General features: G+C 32.9%; 18 protein-coding genes and 1 riboswitch. Of the genes, 9 read left to right on the plus strand and 9 right to left on the minus strand.

The window, feature by feature from the left end:
• The first annotated feature begins 122 nt into the window (after positions 1-122).
• Entirely contained in the window at positions 123-1142 is a 1020-nt protein-coding gene (locus BN4220_RS10765) for a M42 family metallopeptidase (protein ID WP_066720869.1), read from the plus strand.
• A gap of 77 nt (positions 1143-1219) precedes the next feature.
• Positions 1220-2485 (plus strand): aminotransferase class V-fold PLP-dependent enzyme, encoded by a 1266-nt coding sequence (locus BN4220_RS10770; RefSeq protein ID WP_066715956.1) that lies wholly within the window; start codon positions 1220-1222, stop codon positions 2483-2485.
• 242 nt (positions 2486-2727) lie between these two features.
• Here BN4220_RS10770 and BN4220_RS10775 read toward each other — a convergent pair whose 3' ends face one another.
• Together BN4220_RS10775 and BN4220_RS10780 are read right to left on the minus strand one after the other, a co-directional pair.
• On the minus strand, positions 2728-4815 hold the full coding sequence (locus tag BN4220_RS10775) for a sodium-translocating pyrophosphatase (protein WP_066715957.1): 2088 nt from the start codon (positions 4813-4815) through the stop codon (positions 2728-2730).
• Positions 4816-5337: 522 nt separating this feature from the next.
• Entirely contained in the window at positions 5338-7416 is a 2079-nt protein-coding gene (locus BN4220_RS10780) for a glycoside hydrolase family 31 protein (protein WP_066715958.1), read from the minus strand.
• Positions 7417-7718: 302 nt separating this feature from the next.
• On the opposite strand from BN4220_RS10780, the gene BN4220_RS10785 reads away from it, so the two are divergent.
• Entirely contained in the window at positions 7719-9422 is a 1704-nt protein-coding gene (locus tag BN4220_RS10785; protein WP_066715962.1) for a methyl-accepting chemotaxis protein, read from the plus strand.
• Positions 9423-9842: 420 nt separating this feature from the next.
• Positions 9843-10244, plus strand: a complete 402-nt coding sequence (locus BN4220_RS10790) for a DUF2500 domain-containing protein (RefSeq protein ID WP_066715964.1) — start codon at positions 9843-9845, stop codon at positions 10242-10244.
• 143 nt (positions 10245-10387) lie between these two features.
• Here the strand turns inward: BN4220_RS10790 and BN4220_RS10795 are convergent, their stop codons facing one another.
• From BN4220_RS10795 to BN4220_RS10815, 5 genes are all read right to left on the minus strand, one after another.
• Complete coding sequence (locus tag BN4220_RS10795; RefSeq protein ID WP_066715967.1) at positions 10388-11056, minus strand: DUF6320 domain-containing protein; 669 nt, start codon at positions 11054-11056, stop codon at positions 10388-10390.
• A complete protein-coding gene (locus tag BN4220_RS10800; RefSeq protein WP_066715968.1) occupies positions 11043-12311 on the minus strand; it encodes a hypothetical protein in 1269 nt (422 codons plus the stop codon). Before BN4220_RS10800 ends, BN4220_RS10795 begins: the two co-directional genes overlap by 14 nt.
• A gap of 80 nt (positions 12312-12391) precedes the next feature.
• Positions 12392-12862: a large conductance mechanosensitive channel protein MscL gene (gene mscL, locus BN4220_RS10805; protein ID WP_066715971.1), complete on the minus strand. Its 471-nt coding sequence runs from the start codon at positions 12860-12862 to the stop codon at positions 12392-12394.
• Between the two features lie 186 nt (positions 12863-13048).
• On the minus strand, positions 13049-14239 hold the full coding sequence (locus BN4220_RS10810; protein ID WP_066715973.1) for an IS256 family transposase: 1191 nt from the start codon (positions 14237-14239) through the stop codon (positions 13049-13051).
• Between the two features lie 228 nt (positions 14240-14467).
• The gene (locus BN4220_RS10815) at positions 14468-15640 is read right to left on the minus strand and encodes an iron-containing alcohol dehydrogenase (RefSeq protein WP_066720871.1); all 1173 of its coding nucleotides are present in this window, start codon (positions 15638-15640) and stop codon (positions 14468-14470) included.
• Positions 15641-16061: 421 nt separating this feature from the next.
• Here BN4220_RS10815 and BN4220_RS10820 point away from each other — a divergent pair, with 421 nt between their 5' ends.
• From BN4220_RS10820 to BN4220_RS10830, 3 genes are all read left to right on the plus strand, one after another.
• Complete coding sequence (locus BN4220_RS10820) at positions 16062-16952, plus strand: leucine-rich repeat domain-containing protein (protein WP_066715975.1); 891 nt, start codon at positions 16062-16064, stop codon at positions 16950-16952.
• 75 nt (positions 16953-17027) lie between these two features.
• Positions 17028-18872 (plus strand): vWA domain-containing protein, encoded by a 1845-nt coding sequence (locus BN4220_RS10825; RefSeq protein ID WP_066715977.1) that lies wholly within the window; start codon positions 17028-17030, stop codon positions 18870-18872.
• 31 nt (positions 18873-18903) lie between these two features.
• Complete coding sequence (locus BN4220_RS10830; RefSeq protein WP_066715980.1) at positions 18904-20427, plus strand: ATP-binding protein; 1524 nt, start codon at positions 18904-18906, stop codon at positions 20425-20427.
• A 260-nt stretch (positions 20428-20687) separates the two neighbouring features.
• On the opposite strand, the gene BN4220_RS10835 is transcribed toward BN4220_RS10830, so the two are convergent.
• The gene (locus BN4220_RS10835) at positions 20688-22094 is read right to left on the minus strand and encodes an alanine/glycine:cation symporter family protein (protein WP_066715983.1); all 1407 of its coding nucleotides are present in this window, start codon (positions 22092-22094) and stop codon (positions 20688-20690) included.
• 128 nt (positions 22095-22222) lie between these two features.
• Positions 22223-22319, minus strand: a riboswitch (glycine riboswitch).
• Positions 22320-22522: 203 nt separating this feature from the next.
• On the opposite strand from BN4220_RS10835, the gene BN4220_RS10840 reads away from it, so the two are divergent.
• Positions 22523-23392, plus strand: a complete 870-nt coding sequence (locus BN4220_RS10840) for an amino acid ABC transporter substrate-binding protein (RefSeq protein WP_066715985.1) — start codon at positions 22523-22525, stop codon at positions 23390-23392.
• A gap of 303 nt (positions 23393-23695) precedes the next feature.
• Here BN4220_RS10840 and BN4220_RS10845 read toward each other — a convergent pair whose 3' ends face one another.
• Positions 23696-25039, minus strand: coding sequence for an MATE family efflux transporter (locus BN4220_RS10845; RefSeq protein ID WP_066715987.1), 1344 nt, complete (start codon positions 25037-25039; stop codon positions 23696-23698).
• Positions 25040-25323: 284 nt separating this feature from the next.
• On the opposite strand from BN4220_RS10845, the gene BN4220_RS10850 reads away from it, so the two are divergent.
• Positions 25324-25983 carry an amino acid ABC transporter permease gene (locus BN4220_RS10850; RefSeq protein ID WP_242867783.1) on the plus strand — a complete coding sequence of 220 codons (660 nt, stop codon included), beginning with the start codon at positions 25324-25326 and terminating at the stop codon, positions 25981-25983.
• Positions 25984-25998: the final 15 nt, after the last annotated feature.

Genomic DNA, 25998 nt, shown 5'->3' on the forward strand with positions numbered 1-25998 from the left:
CTTAAAAAGAAAAAACACTTAAAAAGAAAAAACAATTAAAAAGAAGAAACTCAATAAAATGCTTTTTAGAGAAAAATCAAAAGGAAAAAACGTTTAAAAGCATGTGCGGGAATGGAGAAATTATGGATTATATTTTAGATCAATTAAAACAATTAACAGCAATTGAAAGCCCAAGTGGATTTACAAGAAAAGTTGCTGAATATACAATGGAGCAGTTTAAAAGTTTGGGTTATAACCCAGAAATGACAAATAAGGGTTGCGTACTTGTTGATTTAGGTGGAGAAGGGGATCCTTTGATACTTGCAGCTCATATTGATACATTAGGTGCAATGGTTGCAGAAGTAAAAGGAAATGGAAGACTGCGACTTACGAACATAGGTGGTTTACAAGCAAATAACATAGAAGCAGAAAACTGTACAATTTTCACACGCTTTGGTAACAAGTACTCTGGAACAATGCAAATGAATGATCCTTCTGTTCATGTAAACCATGAGTATAGCGAGCAAAAACGTGATTATAAAAATATGGAAGTTGTCATTGATGAGAGAACCTTTAGTAAGGCGGACACAGAAAAGCTTGGAATTTCTGTTGGTGATTATGTATGTTTTGATCCACGTACTGTGATTACGGAAAGCGGTTTTATAAAAAGTCGTTTCTTAGATGATAAATTAAGTGTTGCTATATTACTTGGATACGCAAAGTATTTAAAAGAAAATAATGTTACTTTAAAACGTAAAGTATATGCTTATATTACTGTTTTTGAAGAAGTTGGTCATGGTTGTGCATCTGGAATTCCTGAGGATGCGAAGGAAATTATTTCTGTTGATATGGGATGTGTTGGTGAAGGTTTAACATGCAACGAATTTAAGGTATCTATTTGTGCAAAAGATTCCAGAGGCCCATCCAATTATGAAGTAACTACTGCTCTTATTTTATGTGCCAAAGAGAACAATATCGATTACGCAGTAGATATCTATCCATTTTATGGTTCCGATGCAGATGCAGCTTTGGCAGCAGGTCATGATTTAAAACATTCCCTTATTGGACCAGGTGTGTATGCGTCTCATGGATATGAACGTTCTCATAAAGATGGAGTGAAGAATACCCTTGATTTAATAAAGGCATATACGTTAGCAAAATAAGTTGATATTTTAAGTTTACTTAAACTTAGGGAACCTCTATTTTAGTAAAGCATATATTACTATATGGAGGGCAGCTTATGAACTATAGGAACTTGTTTGATGGTGTAAATAATCCGATTAAATTAGAAAATGGAAGATTTGTTGTTCCGATTAACTTTGATAATGGCGCAACTACTCCACCTTTAAAAAGTGCGGTAGCTACGATAAATAGTAATATTAAAAATTATGCTTCCATTGGAAGAGGCGCGGGACCAAAAGCAGATTTCTGTACGAAAAAATTTGAAGAAGCAAGGGAAGATATTCTAGAGTTTTTTCATGTAAAAGAAACAACGAAACATACCGTTGTATTTGTAAAATCCACAACAGAGGGCTTAAATCTACTTGCTAGCGTATTAATAAAGGATAAAAAAGAGCTAGTGTTAACTACTAGAATGGAGCATCATGCCAATGACCTCCCTTGGAGATATGCTTCAAGAGTGGATTATGTTGATGTTGATGATCTTGGACGAATTCGGATGGAAGATATTGAGCGTAAGCTTATGAGATATCGTGGACAGGTTAAATATGTGTCTATTACTGCTGCTTCCAATGTGACCGGTTATATTAATGATATTAATAAAATAGCGAAGATTTGCCATAAATATGGAGCAAAAATCGTAGTAGATGGAGCCCAGATCGTAGCACATCAGGAAGTTAATATGCAAGGTGAATGTGAAGAGGAACAAATCGATTTTCTCGTATTTTCAGCACATAAGGCATACGCACCTTTTGGTAGTGGGGCAGTCGTTGGTTTAAAGGAATACTTAGCTGATGTGGAACCATTTTTAAAAGGTGGGGGCATTGTGGAACATGTTTATGATGATTCCCTAGAGTGGAATCGAATACCGGAACGCTTAGAGGCGGGAACGCAGAACTTTTTAGGCGTTATCGCTATGGCAAGAGCCCTAAAGGATTTAAAATCCATTGGTTTTGATAACATTGCTTTGCATGAAAAACAAATCAAGGAGCATTTATTTTCTAAGATGAAGGAAATGGAACACGTTATTTTATATGGTGATACCAACAATATCGATGACCGCTTAGGTATTATTTGCTTCAACGTTAAAGATAATAATTTTGAAACCTTGGCAGAAGATTTTGCAAAGCAAAAAGGAATTAGTATGCGTTATGGTAAGTTTTGTGCTCATCCATACTGTGATCGATTATTAGGTGAACGTTATAAAACAACATATAAGAAAACAGAGGAAGAAACTGGTATGATAAGGATTAGTTTAGGACTTTATAATACTATGGAAGAAGCAAATGTTTTCTTAAAACATCTTTCAAACTGTCATAAAAATTAATGAAAATATAAAAAGACTGCTATCGAATAGGTATTCTAATCTATCCGATGGCAGTCTTTTTTATGTTTATTTTGATACTACGTTAATTTTTGTAAGGTGTATATTTCGGTAAGGTGTTAATTTTGATAAGGTGTTAATGTTAGTAAGTGTATATTTCGGTAAGGTATATATTTCGGCAAGGTATTTATCTTGATAACGTCTTTACCCTAATAATAATTTTATTTGATAAACTCTTAAATTAACTAAAAGAATATTGAATAGGTTAAGAAGATACTACACATAAGTGATGCAATTAATGATACAACAGTAATTTGCGTATTAATGGAAGGACCAGCAGTATCTTTAAATGGATCACCAACGGTATCACCAACGACTGCAGCTTTATGAGTCTCAGATCCTTTTCCACCTTCATGACCTGACTCAACATATTTCTTTGAGTTATCCCAGAGGCCACCTGCGTTTGACATAAATAATGCAAGTAATAATCCACTTACGATATTACCAGTTAAGAAGCCACCAATTGCCTGTACGCCACCAACCATACCAACCACAATGGTAGATAAAATTGCTACTAAACCAGCTGGAATTAATTCTTTTAAAGCTCCTACTGTAGCAATTTCAATACACTTATCATACTCAGGAGTAACACCTTTCTTTCCCTCAAGTAAGCCAGGAATTTCTTTGAATTGACGGTGGATTTCATGCACCATACGTCCAGCATTTCGATTTACTCCAAGCATTAACATGGCAGAGAAAACAGCAGGTATAGCGGCTCCAATTAATAGACCAAAGAATACAGTAGGGTTCATAATATCAAAGCCTTCAATCCCTTTTACTCCAAGTGCGGCGGCAGTTTCATTTACTTCATTTAGAAAAGCACCTAATAACGAAATTACAGTAAGTCCAGCAGCTCCAATTGCAAAGCCTTTTGTTACTGCTTTTACAGTATTTCCTGCACTGTCAAGAGAATCCGTAACTTCAAGGACATCATCACCTAAATTGCCCATTTCAGCAAGTCCTCTTGCGTTATCTACAATTGGGCCATAAGCATCGTTTGATATAATCATACCAACAATGGATAACATTCCAACTGCTGCCATGGATATACCAAACATAGCATATCCTGGTCCAATTGGTTCACATAACTTATATGCAGCAAGAGCAGAAGCGGCAATACCTACCATCGCAGGAAGAGCACTTAAAAAACCATAGGAAATACCAGATAGAATTGTAAAGGCTGGACCATCTTTTGATACACGAGCAACATTGTGAACTGGTTTTTTATTATCATTGGTAAAATAATCACTTGCAATACCAATGAGAACACCAACGGCTAAACCAATAATGGATGCGCCCCAGATTCTCCATTCAAAATTGAAAACAGCAGTTGCAATCGCTGTCAAAACAACAAACACACCTGTAGTTGTATATGTACTAGTATTAAGAGCTTTTGTTGGTCCGGATTTCTTACCCATTCTTGCACAACCAACTCCAATAATAGAAGCTAAAAGTCCAAGGGCAGCATAGCAAAATACCATAGAAGTATTGGTGGTTGAACCGGACTTATCCAGGGATGTTGATAGAACAAAGGCAGCAGCCATGGAAGCAACGTTTGAGTCAAATAAATCAGCACCCATTCCTGCAACATCGCCAACATTATCACCAACATTATCTGCGATAACTGCTGGATTACGAGGGTCATCCTCAGGAATTCCTAATTCTACTTTACCAGTAAGGTCAGCGCTTATATCCGCTGTTTTTGTAAAAATACCTCCACCAGCTTTTGCAAATAAAGCAAGTGAACTTGCACCAAAGCTAAAGCCAAGGAGTGCAGTTGAGTTATTTGTTACCAATAATATAAGTGTTACACCTAAAAGACTTGTTCCAACTACGGACATACCCATAACTGCACCGCCACGGAATCCGCAAAGAAATGATTTTTGAATACTATGCTTTGCAGCCTCAGCAGTTTTCATATTAGCAATCGTTGCAATTTGAATGCCTATTTTACCTGCAATTGCTGAAAATACAGTACCTAAGAGATAAGTAATAGCCATAGTAGCATTTTTATCGATATTACCATTCCAAATAGGACTTGGTAGAAAAATAAAAATAAGAATTGCCGCTATACCTGCAAATTTTGCTAAAACTTGATATTCCTTTTTTAAGAAGGTACTAGCACCTTTTTGAATCAGTGTTCCTACTTCTTTAATTCTTTTGTTTGTTTGTGGTTGCCGTACTACCCAACGATAAAGCCAAGCAGCAAATAAAAAAGAGATGAAGGCGATAACAATTGAGAGTACCTGAAAAATTAGTAAATCTGGGTCCATAATGATTACCTCTTTCCTTTTAGAATTTTTATAACTGCATAGAAATAGTGATACAAAAACAAATTCCCTCCATATATTATATTAATAAAAATATGGCAAATGATAAAAAGAGTACCTTATAAAACAAGCATAATGTCAAATATCAGACAAGTATTTACATAATATAAGTGCATCAATGATTAGTTATAATTTTTGTATAGAATAATAGGGTTTAAAGCCGGTAAATAGTTGAATAGGTAGGAAGCAAGTATTTAGACTAAGTAAAAGATTTAGTAGAAATTAAGTCGATAATCAAGTGGATAATAAGTGAAGAAGATTGAGTAAAAAATTTGAGTATAATAGATGGAGTAAAATAAATTAAATTTAGTTAAAAAAATTGAGTAAAATAAATTAGTAAAATTAATTGAGTTAGTAATAAATGGAGTAAAATCATAAAGAACGAAAAAGTAATTGTTATAAGAATATCATTTCTGGAACTGCCAAAGGTATTATTTACACAATACTACTGGCAGTTCCAAATTTTTAATCTGCTTCTGGATATATAATATAATCTTTATTATCTTTAATAAAAACAGGAATAACATCCATCGGGGCGTCTACTGTTATATATTGACCTCCATCATAAAGCTTCCCTGATTTAGCATCTTTCCAAGTAAAACCAAAGGGAAGGTATAGGGTTCTAGTTGTTGCACCAGCCTCAAAAATAGGAGCAATTAATAAATCAGGTCCAAACATATATTGATATTGTTCGTTCCAACAAATATTATCGTCTGGAAAGTCATAGAACATAGGACGCATTACAGGAGTTCCTTTCTTGTGTGCTTCTAGCATGCAATTACGTATGTAAGGACGTAAACGCTCTCTCATAAATAAGAATTTTTTTAAAATCTCGTAATTATCATCACCAAAACTCCACACTTCATTATCTTGTCCAGAGGTTAATTGTCTTACGCCATCGATATATTCTTGTTCTATTTCATAAAAAGGAGAACGCTCACCATGAAGACGGAATACAGGACAAAAAACACCCCATGCAAACCAACGTACGAGTAATTCGCGAAAATCTTCATTATGGATATCACCACCAAGAAATCCCCCAATATCTGTAGTCCACCAAGGTATACCCGCAATCGCCATATTTAAACCAGCTTGCAATTGTTCTCTCATCGCACAGAAAGAAGAGTGAATATCACCAGACCAAGTAAGTACTCCGTATCTTTGGCTTCCTGCCCAAGCACATCGAATTAAGCTCATAGTGCCTTCTTCACCTTCTGCTTTTAACCCTTCGTAAAAACCTTTGGCATACATAACCGGATAAATATTACTACATTGTAGGGCAGGACCTTGATGATAGCGATAAATATCAAAATCATATGGTCCAAACTCTGGTTCAGCTTCATCTAACCAAAAGAGTTTGATACCCTTATTATAATAGTTTTCTTTGCAGCGTTGCCATACGAAATCTCTTGCGTTTGGATTTGTTGCATCAAAAAATACAGTATCCCCCATCCAGTTCATATGAAATCCCATGCCACGATCAGAACTTACTAAGTAACCGTTATCAGCCATCTCATTAAAATTCTCTGATTTTTCATCTATGGTTGGCCATACAGAAACCGCTAGGGTAATTCCTAACTCTTGTAATTCTTTTACCATAGCTTCTGGATCAGGCCAGTCTCGTGGTTCGAACTTAAAATCTCCTTGTCTTGTCCAATGGAAAAAGTCGACTACGATAACGTCCATTGGAAGACCTCTTCGTTTGTGTTCTCTTGCAACGTTTAGCAGTTCTTCTTGATTACGATAACGTAACTTACATTGCCAAAAACCTAGGCCATATTCTGGCATCATAGGAGTTGTACCAGTTACTTTTGCATATTGTTCTTCGATTTCAGCAGGAGTATTACCAGCCGTAATAAAATAATCAAGTTTTTTTGTACTTTTAGCAATCCACTCTGTCTTATTGGCACCAAAGGTTACACTTCCAATGGCCGGATTATTCCATAATAGGCCATAACCTCGATTACTTAACATAAATGGTACACTTGCCTGACTATTTCTATGAGCCAATTCTAAGATTGCCCCTTTTTTATCTAGATTGGTTTCCTGATATTGACCAAGCCCAAAGATTTTCTCATCTTCATAGGCTTCAAAACGCATGGTTAAGCTGTAATCTGTAGTTCCTGTAATCGGGCGCATATCTCTAGCATCAATGCGTAATGGAACGCAATAACGATCAATGCGATTGCGGTTTCTCCAATATTCTTCTAACAATACTTCCCCGTTTTGATTATAGAAGGAGAGAAATCCTTCATGGGAAACCTTTGCTGTGATTTTTCCATTGGTTAAATAAGCTTCTTTCCCAGATTTCTTATGGGTAATTCGATCATCCCCGTAATACCAAGGTTCTGTTAGATCAACTTCTTTAAATTCGATGTATGAATTTGTTACTTGGGGAGATTCCATAAGAGCCCAATCATTTTCATCCATCTTAGCTTCCATAGTCATTCGTACACGAAGTGAATTTTCACCCCAAGGCTCTATAAAAAGAGTATTCTGTCCATATGTAACAATCAAACGTTGACTTTGTTCATGAAATTTCATACGCCCTCCGTTTACCATTATTTGTATATTATTATAACGCAAATTAGGGAAAAATGTAAATGTGTTATTGTAATTATTTCATGTAGAAAATATAGATAGTCCTTTTTTAGTAGAATATATTTAGTGTAAATTTATTTACAAAATAGATTTGTATGATATACTAGTAAGAATGAACAAAAGCATATTAAAAAAACGATAGAACATAGGAGAAAGAGTAAAGTTTTATCAACTCTAAAGAACCCGCGATGCGGCTTCTTTCATTTAACTTTGTACCGCCATGTGCGGGGGAATGAGAGGTAAACATGAAAAAGCTAAGGAATTTAAAGATAGGTACGAAAGTATTAATCACCATTCTTTTATTGGCTTGCTCTGCCATTATTACGACTATTTCAATAAAAATTGAATTGAACAAAGAGTATAAAATGACAGAGTACTTAGTCACTGATATGACACAGTATAAGGATAGTTTCAATAAAATTAATACGAAGATATTAGAAATCTATTCTAAGTCTCTTGAATTATCACTAACTAAGAGTGAGGAAGAAAGAGGGAAATTAACAAATAAAATAAATCAGTACAAACAAGTAGTGAATAATGAGTTTATTAAACTACAAGTTATGAATGATAGTGATTACATAGAAAAGACCCAAGGGTTAAGGGAAATTTATGATAAGCTGATTTTAAAAGTTGGGGAAGGCATGATATCTCAAGTTGATATCACTGAGATTTCAAAACTAGCGGATGAAGCAATAAGTTATTTAGCAGATGCCAGTGAGTTTATCAGTTTGGACTCAAAAGAACACATAGCTGTGATTAAAGAGTATAAAGATAGAGCAGATATCAGTACGATTGTTTGTTTAATTTCCATTGCTGTGATTGGAGCTATCGGCTATTTATTTATGCTATTTACCGTAGTATTACCTGCAAGAAAAGCAAGACAAGAAATTGATATAATAACAAAAGAGATTGAAGAATCCAAAGGTGATTTAACAAAGAGATTAACAGTAGCTCAAAATGATGAGGTTGGACAACTTATTATCGGAGTAAATACGTTTATTGAAAATCTACAAGGTATCATTAAATCAATGATAAAAGTAAATAGTACATTAAAAGATAATATGGCACGATTAGAGAATAATGTTACAGTGGCAGATACTAATGTCAAAGAAACATCACTTACAATGAAAAGGATGTCTGCTGATATAGAAGATGCTGCAGCAAACATCGAAGAAATAACAGCTTCTTCCACTGAAATTAATGATTCAATTCAAGATGTAGCAAGTAAAGCCAACGATGGATTAACTTTAGCAGTAGAAATTAGTAAAAGAGCAAGTACTTTAAAAGAAAATGCAATAAAGTCACAAAAAAGTGCAAAGTGTATTATCGATGAAATCGGTAATCATGTGAAAGAAAAAATTGAGCAATCAAAAGAAGTAGAGCAGATTAACGTGCTTACAAATACGATTTTAGATATCACATCGCAAACAAACTTACTTGCACTTAATGCAGCGATTGAAGCGGCTAGAGCAGGAGAAGCTGGAAAAGGCTTTGCAGTTGTAGCAGAAGAAATAAGACATCTTGCAGAAGATTCTAAAAATACAGCAAATAAAATCCAAGAGATTAGTGCTTCTGTCATTGAAATTGTAAAAGGATTAGCAAGTGATTCAAATCATTTACTTGAATTTGTAGATACTAAAGTTCTTAAAGATTACGACGTTTTGGTTCAAACTGGAGAGAACTATGATATTGATGCAAAAACAGTAGATACCTTAATGAAAGAATTCACAAAAACAGCAGAATATTTAAAAGTTACCATGGAGCAAGTATCGATTGCAATTGATGGAGTTGCGAATGTGATTGATCAAAGTTCAAAGGGCGTAAGTGATGTAAGTAATCATTCTGCTACACTTGTTGAAAATGTAAAAGAGATTAGTAAGATGATGAAGTATAGTTTAATTACAGTTGATTATATGAATAAAACAATCGAGAAATTTACGAATATATAATATAGAATAGAGGTTGCAACATTAGGATAAAACTTTAGTTGTAACCTCTTTTTTATATAATAGGAAATTGCTCTGCATTTCCTATTATATAAAAGCCCTACGGGCAAATGATGCGCAGCTACGCGCGCGGAACAAAAGCTGTGCTAGGGCAGTATTTGCTCGCGAGAGTGTGCGAAGCACACTTTTGTTCTCTATAAAATTTATTTTATGTTATATTCAGGTTAATTATAGATTAAATAATGTCGTAGAAGATTTACAGATTATTTAATTTAACATATAATGATATTAAATTAATTTATTTTATAAGGTGTTTAGATGTTTTATATCCAAGAAAGTTGAACGAATATTAAAATATCTTTATCTACTTAAAAGGCAGCAGATGTGACGTTATTTAGGTTTAAAATCGGGAGGATGAGAGCGATGGATAATTTTCCAGGCTATGGTTTTGAAAAAGTAGATTCAATGTTTAATGTATTTTTTATTCTATTTTTTATAGTATTTTCAATCATAATTGTAATTATAGTTTTATCTATTGTGAAAGGGATTTCCCAATGGAATAAAAATAATAATCAACCAGTACTTACAGTGGATGCAACGGTTGTTTCAAAACGAATGAATGTATCACATCATCATCAAGGAAATGGAGATAATTTAAGTTCAACATCTTCGAGTACTAATTATTACATTACCTTTCAGGTAGCAAGTGGAGACCGAATGGAATTTTTGGTACCTGATAATGAGTATGGTATGATTGTTGAGGGTGATGTAGGTAAGATAACATTCCAAGGTACGAGATATAAAGGATTTGTAAGAGAACATTAGAGAAAAAGTAAAAGATAGAGTGAAAAAGATAGTATGAAAAAGATGGAGAGAATATAAAGAAAAAATAGAGTGAAAAAGATTCATAAAGAAAAAGTGAACGATAGAGGAAAATAAAGAAAGGGACTGTCTTACGACGGTCCCTTTTAAAAATGAATTCTTCGGAATAATTCATTCTTGATTTCATTTGGACGAAAATAACAAAGTGAAATCAATATGATAATGTTATAAATAATACAAGCAATGGAAGGCCAAGTAGTAACCGTTACATGAAAGAGTAAAAGTAAAAGTGGGAAAATTGAAAAAATACAAGATGTAAATACATAGATTATATTATCATATAACCTTGTTCTTTTCCCAATTATAAAGCTTGTCATTGTAATATTTAATAATATAATGCTAAACGGTAAAACAAAATCAGTTGCCCAATGATAACTTCCTGTTATTAAGCCGATGGAAAGTACTTCTAGTATTGTTATTGTAACAAGAATGAATACCTTATAAATAGCAGAAGCTTTCCTAGTCAATACCTGTACGAAAAAGAAGGTGTAAATACTTGCACTTAATACATAAAGTGACCAAGAAAGAGTACCTGGTTTTGGTGAAAAGTCTAGATATAGGCAAATTGCATTGGCCACAAAAAGTAGAAAAAATATTATTTTTAATATTGTTTTTCTTACATGAGGCTCCTTTTTAAAGGGAGGATATGAATAGCCTTCGGATAAATTATTCATTGTATCTAATTCATTGTTACAAAACAAACATGTTTTTAAAGGTGTATGATAAGATAATTTACAGTGTTTACAATATTTCATCAAGACCCTCCCTATAATTCGTATCAATTTGCAAGTCCAGTCCAGCATCTGTTAAATGCTTAATAAATGTTTGTATGATACTGATATCTTTAAATTGAGTATTAAGCAAAAGGTTAGTATGTCCATGTACAGAGGCAATTCCCATATTCGTACCACCAATGGAAAAGTCAATATCCTGTATCAATTCGTTCATTGCATTTGGAAGTTTGACATTTCCAAGGTTTGAAATGGAGAAGGTATTAATATTTTCAGCTAAAAAATAGTATCCAAGTTTAAATCCCAAATTTTTAATTGGAAGAGGAAGCAATCTAACCAAAGGGTTTTTCTCAATTCCAACATTTGAATTCATTCTAGCATGTAAATCTTCTTTATTAAGCTGTTCCTTGAATTGCTTTTTCGTTTCACTTAGCATAGATTCAAAATCCCAAGCAACTTTTGGAGAAAAGGTTACTTTAATATATAAAGAAAAGTTTCTTAAGGTTTTTGATTTAAAGTATTTTCTCAAATTTACAGGTATGAACATTTTTATTGGTCTTTTTAACTTGTTCTTATCTGGTATTTGAGTATAGATACTATAAGCCATAAGTGCAGCCACATATTCACCAATCGTTGCTTGATTGTTACGTGTAAGTTCCAACAGCTGATCCGTTGATGCTTTCATACGAACTGCAAGTGTAAAATTTTTTGAAAATTTCTCGCCAGTAATATGATACGCTGGCTCTTCTTTTAACTTCATTTTATTTGATAAATCATAAGAATTTACAAACATATCAGAAGTTTCTTCCATACTATATGGTGACTGACTTATAATAATTCCTTCGTGGTCTAATGTAAATCCACGTAATTTATAGTACGTATAAGTAATGGATTTCAAAAATTCCATTGCTCCAGTACCATCACTTAAGGAATGAAATGTTTCTAATGTAATTTTGTTTTCGTAATAATATACGGAAAATAAATAACCGTTGTTTTCAGCCCATGGAACAAACTTGCAAAAGATTGGTGATTCTTCTTTTACTTTAAAATGACGTTTATTCGCTGCGATATAATACCAAAACAAGCCGCTTTTTAAAGTAACTGCGAATGTTTCAAAGCGTGGCAGCACTTCATTAACGGCTTGTTCTAATATTAAAGGATCGACGGACTCATTTAAATAAAAGGAAAGTCTAAAAACGCTTGCTCTCTTTGCGCTTGATACCGCTGGAAATACTTTTGCAGCATTGTCCAAACTATACCAATATTGTTTCTTTTTCATAAATACGCCTACCTTTCAATAATGTGTTTCTTAAAATCCGCAAGATTGCATTATCAAAATTATAAGTATTAATTATATTTTTATTCAATGGTATTGGAAGAACTAGAGTCTTCTAATACAGAGGTGCAATGTGGACAACGTGTTGCATGGATATTAAGTTCAGAATAACAATAAGGACAAGTCTTTGTAGTTGCAACCACTGGTTGTACATTTTTTGGTTTTAAATTACGAATCTTGTTTAATTGTTTTACTAAAATAAATACAACAAAAGCCATTATTAAAAAGTCGATGATTCCCGAAATAAATGAACCATACTTAAAAATGGCAGCATTAGCAGCCTCCGCATCCGCTAATTTATCATAATGGTTGCCATCTAAAGCGATAAATAAAGAAGTAAAATCAATTTTACCTGTAAAAAGACTTAGCAACGGCATAATCATATCATTAACAAGCGAAGTTACAATCTTGTTAAAGGCAGTACCGATAATCATACCAACGGCAAGATCTATCATATTACCTTTTAAAGCAAATTCTTTAAATTCTTTTAACATTTTTTTATCCTTTCTATGTATTTTTTTATAATTATAAGGTCAGTATATCATAAGGTCAAGCGATTGGATAGCTAAAATGAGAGAAGTTTTGAATTTGAGAAATTAACCGAAAATTAAATAATAAAGTATAATAAAAGGAAAACAAAAAGTAACAAGAGGTAGTGTCAATAATTTTGTGTAAATAGTTTATGCGTACCTTTCGGTAAACATATCCTGAAGTTTATCTGATGAACAAGCAAAGCCTCTAAGCTTTCTTGTAGACCATGATTCATTATAAGAAATCACTTTATAATAAACGAGTTTACTACATGCGTCTTCTGTGGGTAGTGCATCCTTAGTTTTTACAAGACGACGTACTTCTTTATTAAAGCGCTCGATCCAATTCGTTGTATAGATGGATTTTCGCATAGAAACAGGGTATTTATAGTATGTGAATAAGTCCTCGTCATTTAACCAGGATTCCACTACACGTTTATAAGATTTACTCCATTTAACAGCAAATTCGTCTAAAGCTGCTCTACACTGCTCTAGGTTTGGAGATTCGTATACAACTTTTAAATCAGCTGTAAAATCGTTGATATCTTTCTTACGAACACTACGAATTGCATTACGAACTTTATGGACAATACATCGTTGAATATCCGCTTTTGGATATACTCTATGAACAGCATCGTCAAGTCCAGAGAGACCGTCCATGACGAAGAGGAGAACTTCATCTACGCCTCGTTCTTTTATCTGGCGAAGATTATCCTCCCAAACATAAGCGCTTTCATTTACACCGATAAAGAAGTCTAATACTTCACGGTATCCATCTTCATCGACACCTAAAATGAAGTAAACGACGTCACTTGATACTGTATCTCTTCTTAATTTAAGATGTAAAGCATCAATATAAATGACACTGTACCTCTTCTTTAGAGGACGCTTATGCCACTGTTCAATTTCTTCAAGAGCAACATCAGTGATATTACTTACTGTAGCCGCACTATAAGAATTTCCATAAAGTTTTTCAATGATGTTAGCAATTTCACGTGTAGATACTCCACTTGCATACATGCGGATGATCATGGTTTCTAGCCAATCATCTCTTCTTGCATATGGTGGAATGAGTTGTTGTTCAAACTCATTATTACGGTCACGAGGAATTTTAAGATTCTCAATCAGACCGTATTTGGTTTCATAATTACGGGTATAGTATCCGTTGCGTGAATTGCCAGTACCATGTCCTTCGTAGCTATATTTACTGTACTGGAGAATGTTAGTGAGTTCTTCCTTCATCAAGGTTTCCATGGTTTGTTTTAATAGACCAAGAATATACTCTTCAAAAAAAGAGTTTAAGTCTAGATTTTCTTTTTGATTTTTGTTATTATTAGTCATAGGGAAGTCCTTCTTTCTTGGTTATGTTTTTCTTCGTCGTTAAACATTTTACCATGTCAGATGGAACTTCTCTATTTTTATTTACACAAAATATTTTACACTATCTAACAAGAATAAACAAAAGTAACAAGATAATATGAAGTTAAATAAAAGTGGCTGATACAATATATTTATGAAAATATATTGTATCAGCCTAAAAAGGTTTGGATTTTATGTAATTCCCTTAGTTTAGAAATCTACTTCTGTTCCATAATAACAGCAAGTAAGCAACTTCTCCATTTCAGCTGGAGTAATTGGTCTTGGATTAGAGCCAGTACAAGCATCACCAACCGCTAGTTCAGCAATTTTAGCAACTTTTTCTTTAAATTCGGCTTCTACAATTCCAAAATCTTGTAATGATTTAGGGATATTTAATTTAACATTGTATTGATCTATTTTATCACAAAGAGCTTTTACACATTCGTCATCATTTCCTGTGATACCAATGCTTCTTGCGATATCTGCATAGCGATTTTTAGCTACCACAGCATTGTATTTAATAACATATGGAAGATAAATTGCGTTCGCACAGCCATGTGGAATATGACCTGTGGAGAAAGCAGCTCCTGTTTTATGTGCCATAGAGTGAACGATTCCAAGCAATGCATTTGAAAATGCCATACCTGCTAAACATTGTGCATAATGCATTTGTTCACGAGCCTCCATGCTCTTTTCATAAGAATCAGGCAGATATTCAAATACCATCTGAATTGCTTTAATTGCAAGAGGATCTGTAAATGGTGAATTAAGCGTAGAAACATATGCTTCAATTGCATGTGTAAGTGCATCCATACCAGTATGAGCAGTTAGAGTAGTAGGCATAGTTTCAGCCAATTCTGGATCTACAATAGCAATGTCTGGTGTTATATTAAAGTCAGCAAGAGGATATTTGATTCCCTTTGCATAATCTGTGATAACAGAAAACGCGGTTACTTCTGTTGCTGTTCCTGAAGTGGAAGGAATTGCAAGGAATTTAGCCTTAGTACGAAGTGTAGGGAAGTTAAATGGGATTATTAAATCATCAAAACTGATGTCAGGATACTCATAAAATGCCCACATTGCTTTTGCCGCATCAATTGGTGAGCCTCCACCCATTGCTATAATCCAATCAGGTTCAAATTCTCTCATAGCTTTTGCACCATTCATAACTGTCTCAACTGATGGATCTGGTTCAACATTTTCAAAAAGAATAGTTTCAATATTAGCTTCTTTTAAATAATTAAGTACCTTATCAACAAAACCAAACTTCTTCATAGAACCGCCACCTAGTACTAGAATGGCTTTCTTACCGTCAATATGTTTTATTTGTTCTAAACATCCCTTACCATAGTAGATGTCTCTTGGTAATGTAAAACGCATAATAACACATCCTCCTTTATAGTAATAAGTTAATATAGTAAACAAAATTTTATGTACATATGAATTATAACATCGTTAAATAAATAACACAATAGGGTATTGAAAAAAATTCCATAAGAAGATAAGTTTTTTATTATGCCATTTAATATTCAAATAAATGGTGAAAAATACAATAAAAATATAAAAAATGAAAAAATTAGTCGAGAAACTTATATTATTTGAAATAAAAGTAAATTATCAGTTTAGTAATAATAATATTTTACGTTAAATCCTTATCAATTTGTTTTAATAATAGGATTGATTATTATTTTATAAAAGTATAGAATAAATTAATAATAACTTATTAGATTTGTTAAACCATGATGCATTTCACTGTGCATAGGTAAATCTTGGGTTATTAGTTATTGTTTGAAAGGATTTAGGGATGCAACAAAACTTTGAATATAGAATTGATAATAATAAAATTACAATAACGAAATATATTGGTTCATCTACCATTGTAAAAGTACCAGAAAACATTGATGAAATTGAAGTTAGTCGAATAGGAGAGTATGCATTTTCAGAATGTAGAAATATAACAGAAGTGATTTTACCAAAGTCAGTAACTTCCATCGGAAGTCATGCATTTTATAATTGTCGTAAATTAAAGGCTCTAACAGTATCGGATCATATTCATACAATGGAAGATGGATCCCTGAAAAACTGTGAAATGCTGAGTTGTATAACCTTATATATGATTGAAGGTAGAACCACTTGTATGAAGGATATATTAGCTGAAACAAACGGTGAGATGTTCTTCACTCTATTTTATAGCAGTGAGGAAGAGGATAACAGTTGTTCAAAACTGGTTTTTCCAAGCTATTTACATGATTATGTTGAGAATACGGAAGCTAGAATTATTAATCAAGTAACCTATGGTGCAGGTGTTCATTATAGAGAATGCATGAATGAAAAGGACGTGGATTATAAACGATATGACGATTTATTTCGTTATGTAATGGCGAATGATACAAAAGATACTGCTTGCTACATAGCAATAAATCGATTAAGTTATCCGTTTAAGTTATTAAAGGAAGCGAAAGAACAGTATTATAGTTATCTTCAAAATGAGTTAACGTTCATCGTTCGTAAACTATTAAAAGAGGATGATATAACAAATCTTGAACAGTTGGCAAATCTTGATTTATTTACAGAAAATAATATAGACGATATGATTGAATTAGCACATAGCGTGAACCGTATCGAAGCAACAAACTTTTTTATGCAATATAAAAAGTTAAAGTTTAATAATATAGAGAAAACATTTGAATTGTGATTTAGGAGGAACACTTCTAATAAGCTAAGCTCCTAAAGATACCAATTTTGTTTCAATAGAAAATGGAGTTATTTCATGGGAAACGATGTAAAAGAAAAATTAACGCAAATAGGTACACGTATTCTTGTAAACGCAAGAAATGAATTATATTTATCCATGCGTTTTTTAGACGTTGCCTTAAATGCTCTCTCATATGAATTCAATCTTACAACATTTTTTGTAGGCACCGATGGGGTAAATATCTATTACAATCCTAGGTTTTTAATGGAACGTTATGAGACACAGCCACTTCTTATTAATCGTGCCTATCTTCATATGATTTTGCATTGCATATTTCGACATATGTATGAAGCAGAGGATAAGGAAGAAGAGGAGTGGAACCTTGCATGTGATATTGCAACGGAATATATCATTGACTCACTAAATTATAAGGCGATTACTAGAGTTGTAAGTGATTATCGTGAAGAAGTATACAATGGTCTTGAGAAAAGATTAAAGGTTTTAAACGCCGAAGGTATCTATAAAATACTTATGGAAGAAGAGATACCGTATGCTGATTTTGTGAAATTAACCACAGAATTTTTATCGGATGACCATGTATTTTGGAAGAAAAGAAGAAGCGAAGAACCTGCTGAGGGAAATGCGGATGCGAGTGAGGATCAGCAAGGTTCTAATGGTAATGAAAACAATAAAGAAGAGAGTAATGAATCTAAGAATGGTTCGGAGAATAATTCCAAGAATAGTTCAGAAAATGATTCGAAGGATAATTCCGAGAACAATTCAAAGAATGGCTTAGAAAATGATTCGAAGAATGATTCGGAGAATAATTCCAAGAATAGCTCAGAAAATGATTCTAAGGATAATTCCGAGAGCAATTCTAAAAACAGCTCAGTAAATGATTCGAATAAAGATTCCGAGAACAATTCAAAGAATGGCTCAAATAATGATTCAAAAAATGGTTCAAATAACAATTCCAAGAATGGTTCTTTGAATCATGATAAAAACGATTCTATAAATAACCAAAAGATTAACCCAAAGAATAATCCTAAGGATAATTCTTTGAGTAACATAAATAATGAATCCAGTGTTAATAAAAACAATTCACATAACGAAGAGTTAACGAAGAATTTAGAAGATAACGAATTACAAAAAAGATTAGAAAATCAAAGAAAGCAAGAAAAATTAAAAGAGTGGAGTAAGATTGGAGAAAAAATGAAAACCAATCTAGAAACATTTTCATTTAAAAATGGAAGTGAAGCTCTAAACTTACAAAAAGCCTTAAATGTTGAATTAAGACAACGTTATGATTATAAGAGTTTTTTAAGAAAATTTGCAGTACAAAAAGAAGTAATGCAAGTAGATACGGATTCATTTGATTATGGCTTTTATAATTATGGAATTCAGACTTATGGGAATATGCCATTGATGGAACACTTAGAATATAAAGAAGTAGAAAAAATTGAGGAATTTGTAATTGCAATTGATACCTCTGGTTCTTGTTCTGGAGAAGTAGTACAAAAATTTTTAGAACAAACCTATTCCGTACTTAGGACGACTGAAAGTTTTCTAAAAAAAGTGCAAATCCATATAATTCAATGCGATATGGAGATTAAAGACGATACCATAATTCGAAACATTGAAGAATTTGAAACATATATGAAAGATTTTACGTTTCAAGGCTTTGGTGGTACGGATTTCCGACCAGTGTTTGAATATGTTGATCAGCTTATAAAAGCTAAGCAAATCAAACAATTAAAGGGTATGCTTTATTTTACAGATGGATTTGGCACTTATCCAACAAAGCGACCAAATTATGATGTTGCATTTATATTTTTAAAAGATGATTATTCGGATGCAAATGTACCATCATGGGCGATGAAATTAATATTAAGTACAGAAGATATAATGACATATAACTAACCCATTACTCTAGTTAGAAAGAGGTTAACAAATGAATATTAAAAGAGTGAAAGATGAAATTAAAAATACAATTCAGGCTTATCTTTTAAAAGATGCCTATGGTGAATATAAAATTCCGACAGTAAGACAAAGACCTATTTTTTTAATTGGTCCTCCAGGGATTGGTAAAACTGCAATTATGGAACAAGTTGCAAGAGAATGCAATATTGGTCTTGTTTCATATACGATAACACATCATACGAGACAAAGTGCCATTGGATTACCACTTATTGAGAAAAAAGATTTTGGTGGTAAAGAATACTCCATCACTGAGTATACAATGAGTGAAATTATCGCTTCGGTATATAACAAAATTGAAGAAACTAAACTTACCGAAGGAATTTTATTTATCGATGAAATCAACTGCGTATCAGAGACATTAGCTCCAACGATGCTTCAGTTTTTACAGGGAAAATCCTTTGGTAGCCATAAAGTCCCTAAAGGATGGATTATCGTAGCAGCTGGAAATCCACCAGAATACAATAAATCCGTTCGTGAATTTGATATCGTAACCCTAGACCGTGTGAAAAAAATAGATGTTAGTGTTGATTTTTCAGTATGGAAAGAATATGCATACAAGCAAGGAATCCATGGTGCAATTCTTTCTTATCTTGAGATTAAAAAAGAGAATTTTTATGTGATAGAGACAACCATTGATGGTGCAAGATTTGTAACAGCAAGAGGGTGGGAGGATTTATCCAATATCATTTTGGTGTATGAAGAGTTAAATCTTACAATTGATGAAGAGGTTATTTATCAATATATACAACATGAAAGAGTTGCAAAAGACTTTGCAAATTATTTAGATTTATACTATAAATATCAAAGCGATTATCAGATGGAGGAAATATTAAAGGGAAATATCTCCCCAATGGCGAAAGAGAAATTACAAGATGCTCCATTTGATGAGAAATTAAGTGTAGTTGGATTACTACTTAGTAAGCTTTCTGAGCATTTTTATAAGGCGTATACAATTGATTTATACGTAACGGAATTGTTTGGAGTATTAAAGAAAATTCAATCCCAATTATTAAATCCAAATGTTACTCCAATTGAAATACTTACTGATATTATTTCAAAACGAGAAACAGAATTTGAAGAGAAAAAAGTAGCTGGTTTACTTGATCGGAATAAAGAAGAATGCTATCGCCATGTAATTAAGACATTAGAAGAATATGGACAGATGATTAAGGAAGAGGGCATTCGAAAAAATGAAGAGGCAATGGAGAGTATTCGAAGTCGATTTAATAAAATAGTCGATGATAGAAAATCTCAAATTGATGAAGCAAAAGCAATGCTTGAATCAGGATTTGATTTTATGGAACAAGTATTTGCTGAGAGTGCAGAGATGGTAGTCTTTGTAACGGAATTAACAGCTAATTACTATAGCATGAAATTTATAAGTGACAATGGATCGGACTCCTATTATAAATATAGTAGAGGGCTCTTATTCCATGAAACAGAGCGAGATATTCGTAAAGAAATTGAACAAGTAAGGAGTATTATGGAAAGTTAAATTAAATATATGATTAGTTGCAATTAATAAGTAAAAAACAGATATAGTTTTATAAAAAAATCATGCTGCAAAAATATTTGAATTAATATTTTGTAGCATGATTTTTTGTATATAATTTTGACTGTCAAAAGCCCTTATTTTAAATTATATCGGATATTGCACAAAACAAAAGAACAAATGAGCCTATGTTAATGTGTTAGATAGAAATCGTAGCATAAGTCTTTTGGCTTTGTACAAATTACTTAAAGGATGCAAGTCACTTAGTTTGTTTTTAATTTATTTAAGTATGACTTAGTCTCAGCAACCACAACATGACTGAGTGCAAATAAAGCTATTAGGTTAGGAATAGCCATAAGTGCATTAAAAATATCCGCGATTGTCCAAACGGCACTAACCGTCATAAATGGTCCAGTAAATACTGCTAAAATATAAATCCAACGATATGTTTTAACGATTTTTTGATTAGTATGAGTTAAATATTCAAGGCAGCGTTCACTGTAATAATTCCAACCAAGAATTGTCGTAAATGCGAAAAAAACAAGACAAATCATTAGTATAAATGAGCTTACAGTACCGTTAAAAGGTAAACCTTGTTTAAATGCATTGGTTGTAACAGAAACACCTTCTAATCCAATATTATATGAATTCGTAAGTACAATACAAAGTCCAGTAAGTGTACAGATGATAATTGTATCGATGAAGGTTCCTGTCATAGATACTAAACCTTGACGTGCAGGTTCTTTAGTTTGAGCTGCAGCTGCAGCAATTGGTGCACTACCAAGACCTGCTTCATTTGAAAAAATACCTCTTGCAATCCCTTTTTGCATCGAGATAAGAATAGAACCAAGCACACCACCGGCAACAGCATCAAAGCCAAAAGCACTTTTTAGAATGGTAGCGATTGCACTTGGAACTTCTTTAATATTTAGAGCAACTATAATTAAGCAAGATACAACGTAAAATATCGCCATGAATGGTACTATGATTTGAGATACCGTTGAAATACGTTGAATTCCACCAATTAAAACAAGAGCCACACAAATGGTTAATATAATACCAGCAATAATCACACTGATTGAATAATCAGTTTCAAAAATTCGAATGGTATGAGCATTATTAGGATCAAAAAAGTCTTTTACAGCGCTAGTTATACCATTTACCTGAGTAAAAGTTCCGATACCAAGTAAACCAACGCCTACACCAAAAAAGGCGAATAACTTAGCTAGCCATTTCCACTTCATACCCATTCCATTTTGTATGTAATAAAATGGTCCTCCAAGAACGTGGCCATCATTATCAATGACACGATATTTTATGGCAAGTACTCCTTCGGCATATTTGGTTGCCATACCAAAAAATGCTGCAATCCACATCCAGAAAAGTGCCCCAGGTCCACCAGCTACAATCGCAGTTGCTACACCAACGATATTACCAGTACCAATGGTAGCTGATAAAGCAGTGCACAATGCACCAAAACTAGTAACCTCACCAGTTCCACCTTCTTCATTTTTAACCATAAATTTTAAAGCTTTGGGTAATTGAGTGATTTGCAATCCCTTTAATCGGATTGTCAAAAAGATGCCTGCAAGAAGGATTAACACAATCAGTGGTACTCCCCATACTAGGTTGTCAATAGAGACTAAAATTTCTTCGATTTGTTTAAACATTGTTCTTTTCTCCTTTTTAGATTATTAGGCTATAAAATTAGCCAAAAAATAAGTATTCCAATGAAGTTCTGTTATTTTTATTCAACAGTAATTCTTTGAAATACTCTCTAAAAGAGTGGAACATTCGCATATTCTGCTCTGTCCTTTTGCCTGAGAGATAGATGGTAATTTCCTTACCATGTTACACCTTCGGCGCTCATAATGAGACTCTCCAGAGTTGTGAAAAAATTCATGAATAATTATTTCTTATGACTTTATCACAAGCGTATTATATCACATTGCTTTATTTTGTCAAAACAAATTATTGATTATTTGTATTTTTATAAGCAACTAACAAATATTTATTAATTTTAAAATATGCTTGCATATTTAGAAACGTATCATTATAATAACTGATAAAAATTACATAGCTTATGGAGGAATGTTTTATGAAGAAGAAAATAACATGTGTTATACTTACTGCACTTTTAGTTCTTGGCTTGACGGCTTGTGGAACAAAAGGCAATGATAAGGTATCAGGTAGCGATAGTTCTTTAGTAAATGGAAATAATGAGGCAACTACAGGTGAAGATAATTCATTACAGTATATTAAAGATAGGGGAAAATTTATCTTAGGATTAGATGATAAATTCCCACCAATGGGATTTCGCAATGACAACGATGAAATCGTAGGATTTGATATTGATCTTGCACAGGCTGTTTGTGATAAATTAGGAGTAGAATTAGTTGTTCAAACAGTGGAATGGGATGCAAAAGAAATGGAACTTAGTACGAAAAATATTGATTGTATCTGGAATGGTTTTTCTATTACGGATGAACGTAAGGAAGCATTAACTATGACAGAGCCATATTTAGAAAATACTATTTCCATGGTGGTACGCAAAGATAGTGACGTTAAGAGCATGGCTGATTTAGCAGGTAAAAACATCGCACTTCAGGCTGGATCTGCAGCAGAGGAAACATTAGATGCTGATAGCAATAAAGAATTTAAAGATTCTTTAGGTGAAATTAAACAATTTAGTGATTATGCAACGGCATTAATGGATTTAGAAACAAAAAATTCAGATGCAGTCCTTATGGATTCTGTTGTTGCTAAGTACATGATTGGGGAGCTTGGAAAAGATTTTGTGGTATTGGATGAAGCATTAGCAGCAGATGAATATGGTATTGGATTCCGTAAAGGTGATCAGGCATTAGCGGATGCAGTATCAAATGCATTATCAGAGTTAAAAGCCGAAGGAAAAGTGAAAGAAATCGCAGAGAAATGGTTTGGCGAAGACATAACAAAGATTCAATAATTTAATTCATTTTTCAGGTGTTAAAATGTTTCAGATATTTTAGCGCCTGATTTTTTTGTGCCGAAATAAAAACAAATTACCAGCTAAGTCGGTGGTCCTGATTGTGTCGCAATAAAAAGAACCAAGAATGTGCTTTGTACATTCTTGGTTCTACTCGATTAAATTAAATTATGCTCCACTCAATTACACAGAAAAAACTATGCTGTGAAAATGGATACTCTCTTAGAAGTATTTCTTGTGGTAATGTGTAATGTGCATACATTGTCTATCAAAATTAATGAATTATTCCTTAACTATACTACTTTAACTATATACTTTTACTGCATGTTTCTTCCAGTAAAATAAAATCTGAAATACACTAATACAGAGAGTAATTATTTCTACCAATGGTATCGTAACCCAAACACCAGTCATCTCTAAGAAAATAGGAAGTATGAATATCAATGGTATTATAGCAACAATTCCACGTGTAACAGAGATAATAAAGGATTGCAATGGCTTATCGATAGATGTAAAAAATGAGGTGGTGACTATATTTATTCCCATGAAGAGGAAGGCAAAGAAATATATTTTCATTCCTTCTATGGCTAGTTTAGAAAGCAATGGATCATTATCGGTATTAAAAATATATACAATTGGTTCCGGATAGATGAGTGAAAAAATATAAAATATAAATCCAAATATAAATGCAAGAGATGCAGCCCAACGATAGATAGACTTTACATGATGTGTTTTACCAGCACCATAGCTGCTACTAAGAAGAGGTTGAATTCCTTGACCAATACCAGTAAACATAGCCACTACAGTAAGTGCAATATTTGCAATAATACCATAAGCAGCGACACCTGTGTTTCCAGCTAAGTGAAGTATTTCAATGTTAAAGCAAAGCATAATGATACCAGAGGATAGCTCTGTGACGAAAGTTGGTAAGCCTAGTGATAAAATACGTAAAATTATATCCAACTTAAGTGTAGTAGGAACAAATTTTAGATTATTTTTCTTTCTGAGAAAATGTATAGAAAGTGTGCCTATACTAATGATCGGAGATAGCCCTGTCGCAATAGCTGCGCCAAACATGCCTAAACCTAAAGGATAAATAAAAATATAATCTAAAAAAATATTGCTAAAACTTCCAACCAGCATTGCTGTCATAGAAAGCCTTGGATTTCCATCATTTCTAACAAAACAAATTAACACATTATTAAAAAGAAATGCAGTGGAAAACATTAAAATAATTCTTAAATAGCTTCCAGACATAGGTTTTATTGTTTCATCTGCACCCAGTATTTCAGAAATGCGAAACGAGAAAAAAAATCCAATGATAGTTAAAATAGCTGCAATAATAGCAGTAAATAGAATTGTTTGTGTAAAAGCTCGATTCGCTTCATTTTCATTTTCATTACTTCGTAAAATAGTATATCTAGTAGCACCGCCCATTCCAAGCATAAGACCAATAGCATTCAAAAGGCTGAAAATAGGTAGAACTAAATTAAGTGCAGTTAATCCATCTTTACCTACACCATTTGCTATAAAGACTGTATCTGCTAGTATATAGCAGGAAAGACCAATCATACCAATAACATTTAATGATACATATCGAACAAAGGTTTTAAAAATCGATTGAACTTCTTCTGTTTTTTTAAACATATTATTCCCCATTCTTGCACATGTTTTTTGCGCATAATAAGTTTGTGATCTTCAAGAATAAACTTGCCTGTGAAAATAGGTTTTTATTTTTTAGATAATTTCCTCCATACTAGTAATGTTTAAGTAAGCATAATCGTATAAGAGTATTATGAATAAAATGTACAAATAAATGCACGTTAGAAAAGATAATTTCTATTTGTAATTTTTATTATAGTGTGGTAGTATGGTAAAGTGCTAATTGAAAGACGTGGTAGCACATGAAAGGGAATGAAAGGTAAGATTTTATGATTATTGACAATGTTCCAATTGATTTGTTTCTTGGAAATATGCTAGAAGCATCGATTGAAGTATTAAAAATTTTTATTTTAACAATTATATTTTCTATCCCACTAGGTTTTGTAGTAGCATTGGGAAGAAGATGTAAATATAAGATTATTAGTGTTCCAACCCGTATTTATCAGTTAATTTTTCGTGGAACACCGTTGATGTTACAATTAATCTTTTTTATGTATGCTCCTTATTATATTTTTGAGTTTAGTTTTGGAAGATTTCAAGCATGTATTATAGCATTTGTGGTAAATTATGCTGCATATTTTGGAGAAATCTTTCGTTCTGGAATTGCTTCCATTCCTAAGGGTCAATACGAAGCGGCAAAAGTACTTGGATATTCAAAAAGACAAACTTTCTTTTACATAGTTTTGCCACAAGTTATTAAGCATGTACTTCCTACAACAGGGAATGAACTTATGACGCTTGTGAAGGATACTTCACTTGCACAAGTAATTGCGGTGAGTGAAATATTTCGTGTGGCCCAAGGCGCAAGTTCAAAGTATTTATCAACCGTACCAATTATTATAGCGGGCGTATTTTATTTAGTGATGAATACTGTAATTGAATTGATTTTTGTGAAGATTGAAAAACGATATAATTATTATAAAAACTAGTGACAGGGGGAGATT

The organism is Clostridium sp. Marseille-P299 (assembly GCF_900078195.1).
Taxonomy (GTDB): Bacteria; Bacillota; Clostridia; order Lachnospirales; family Lachnospiraceae; genus Lachnoclostridium.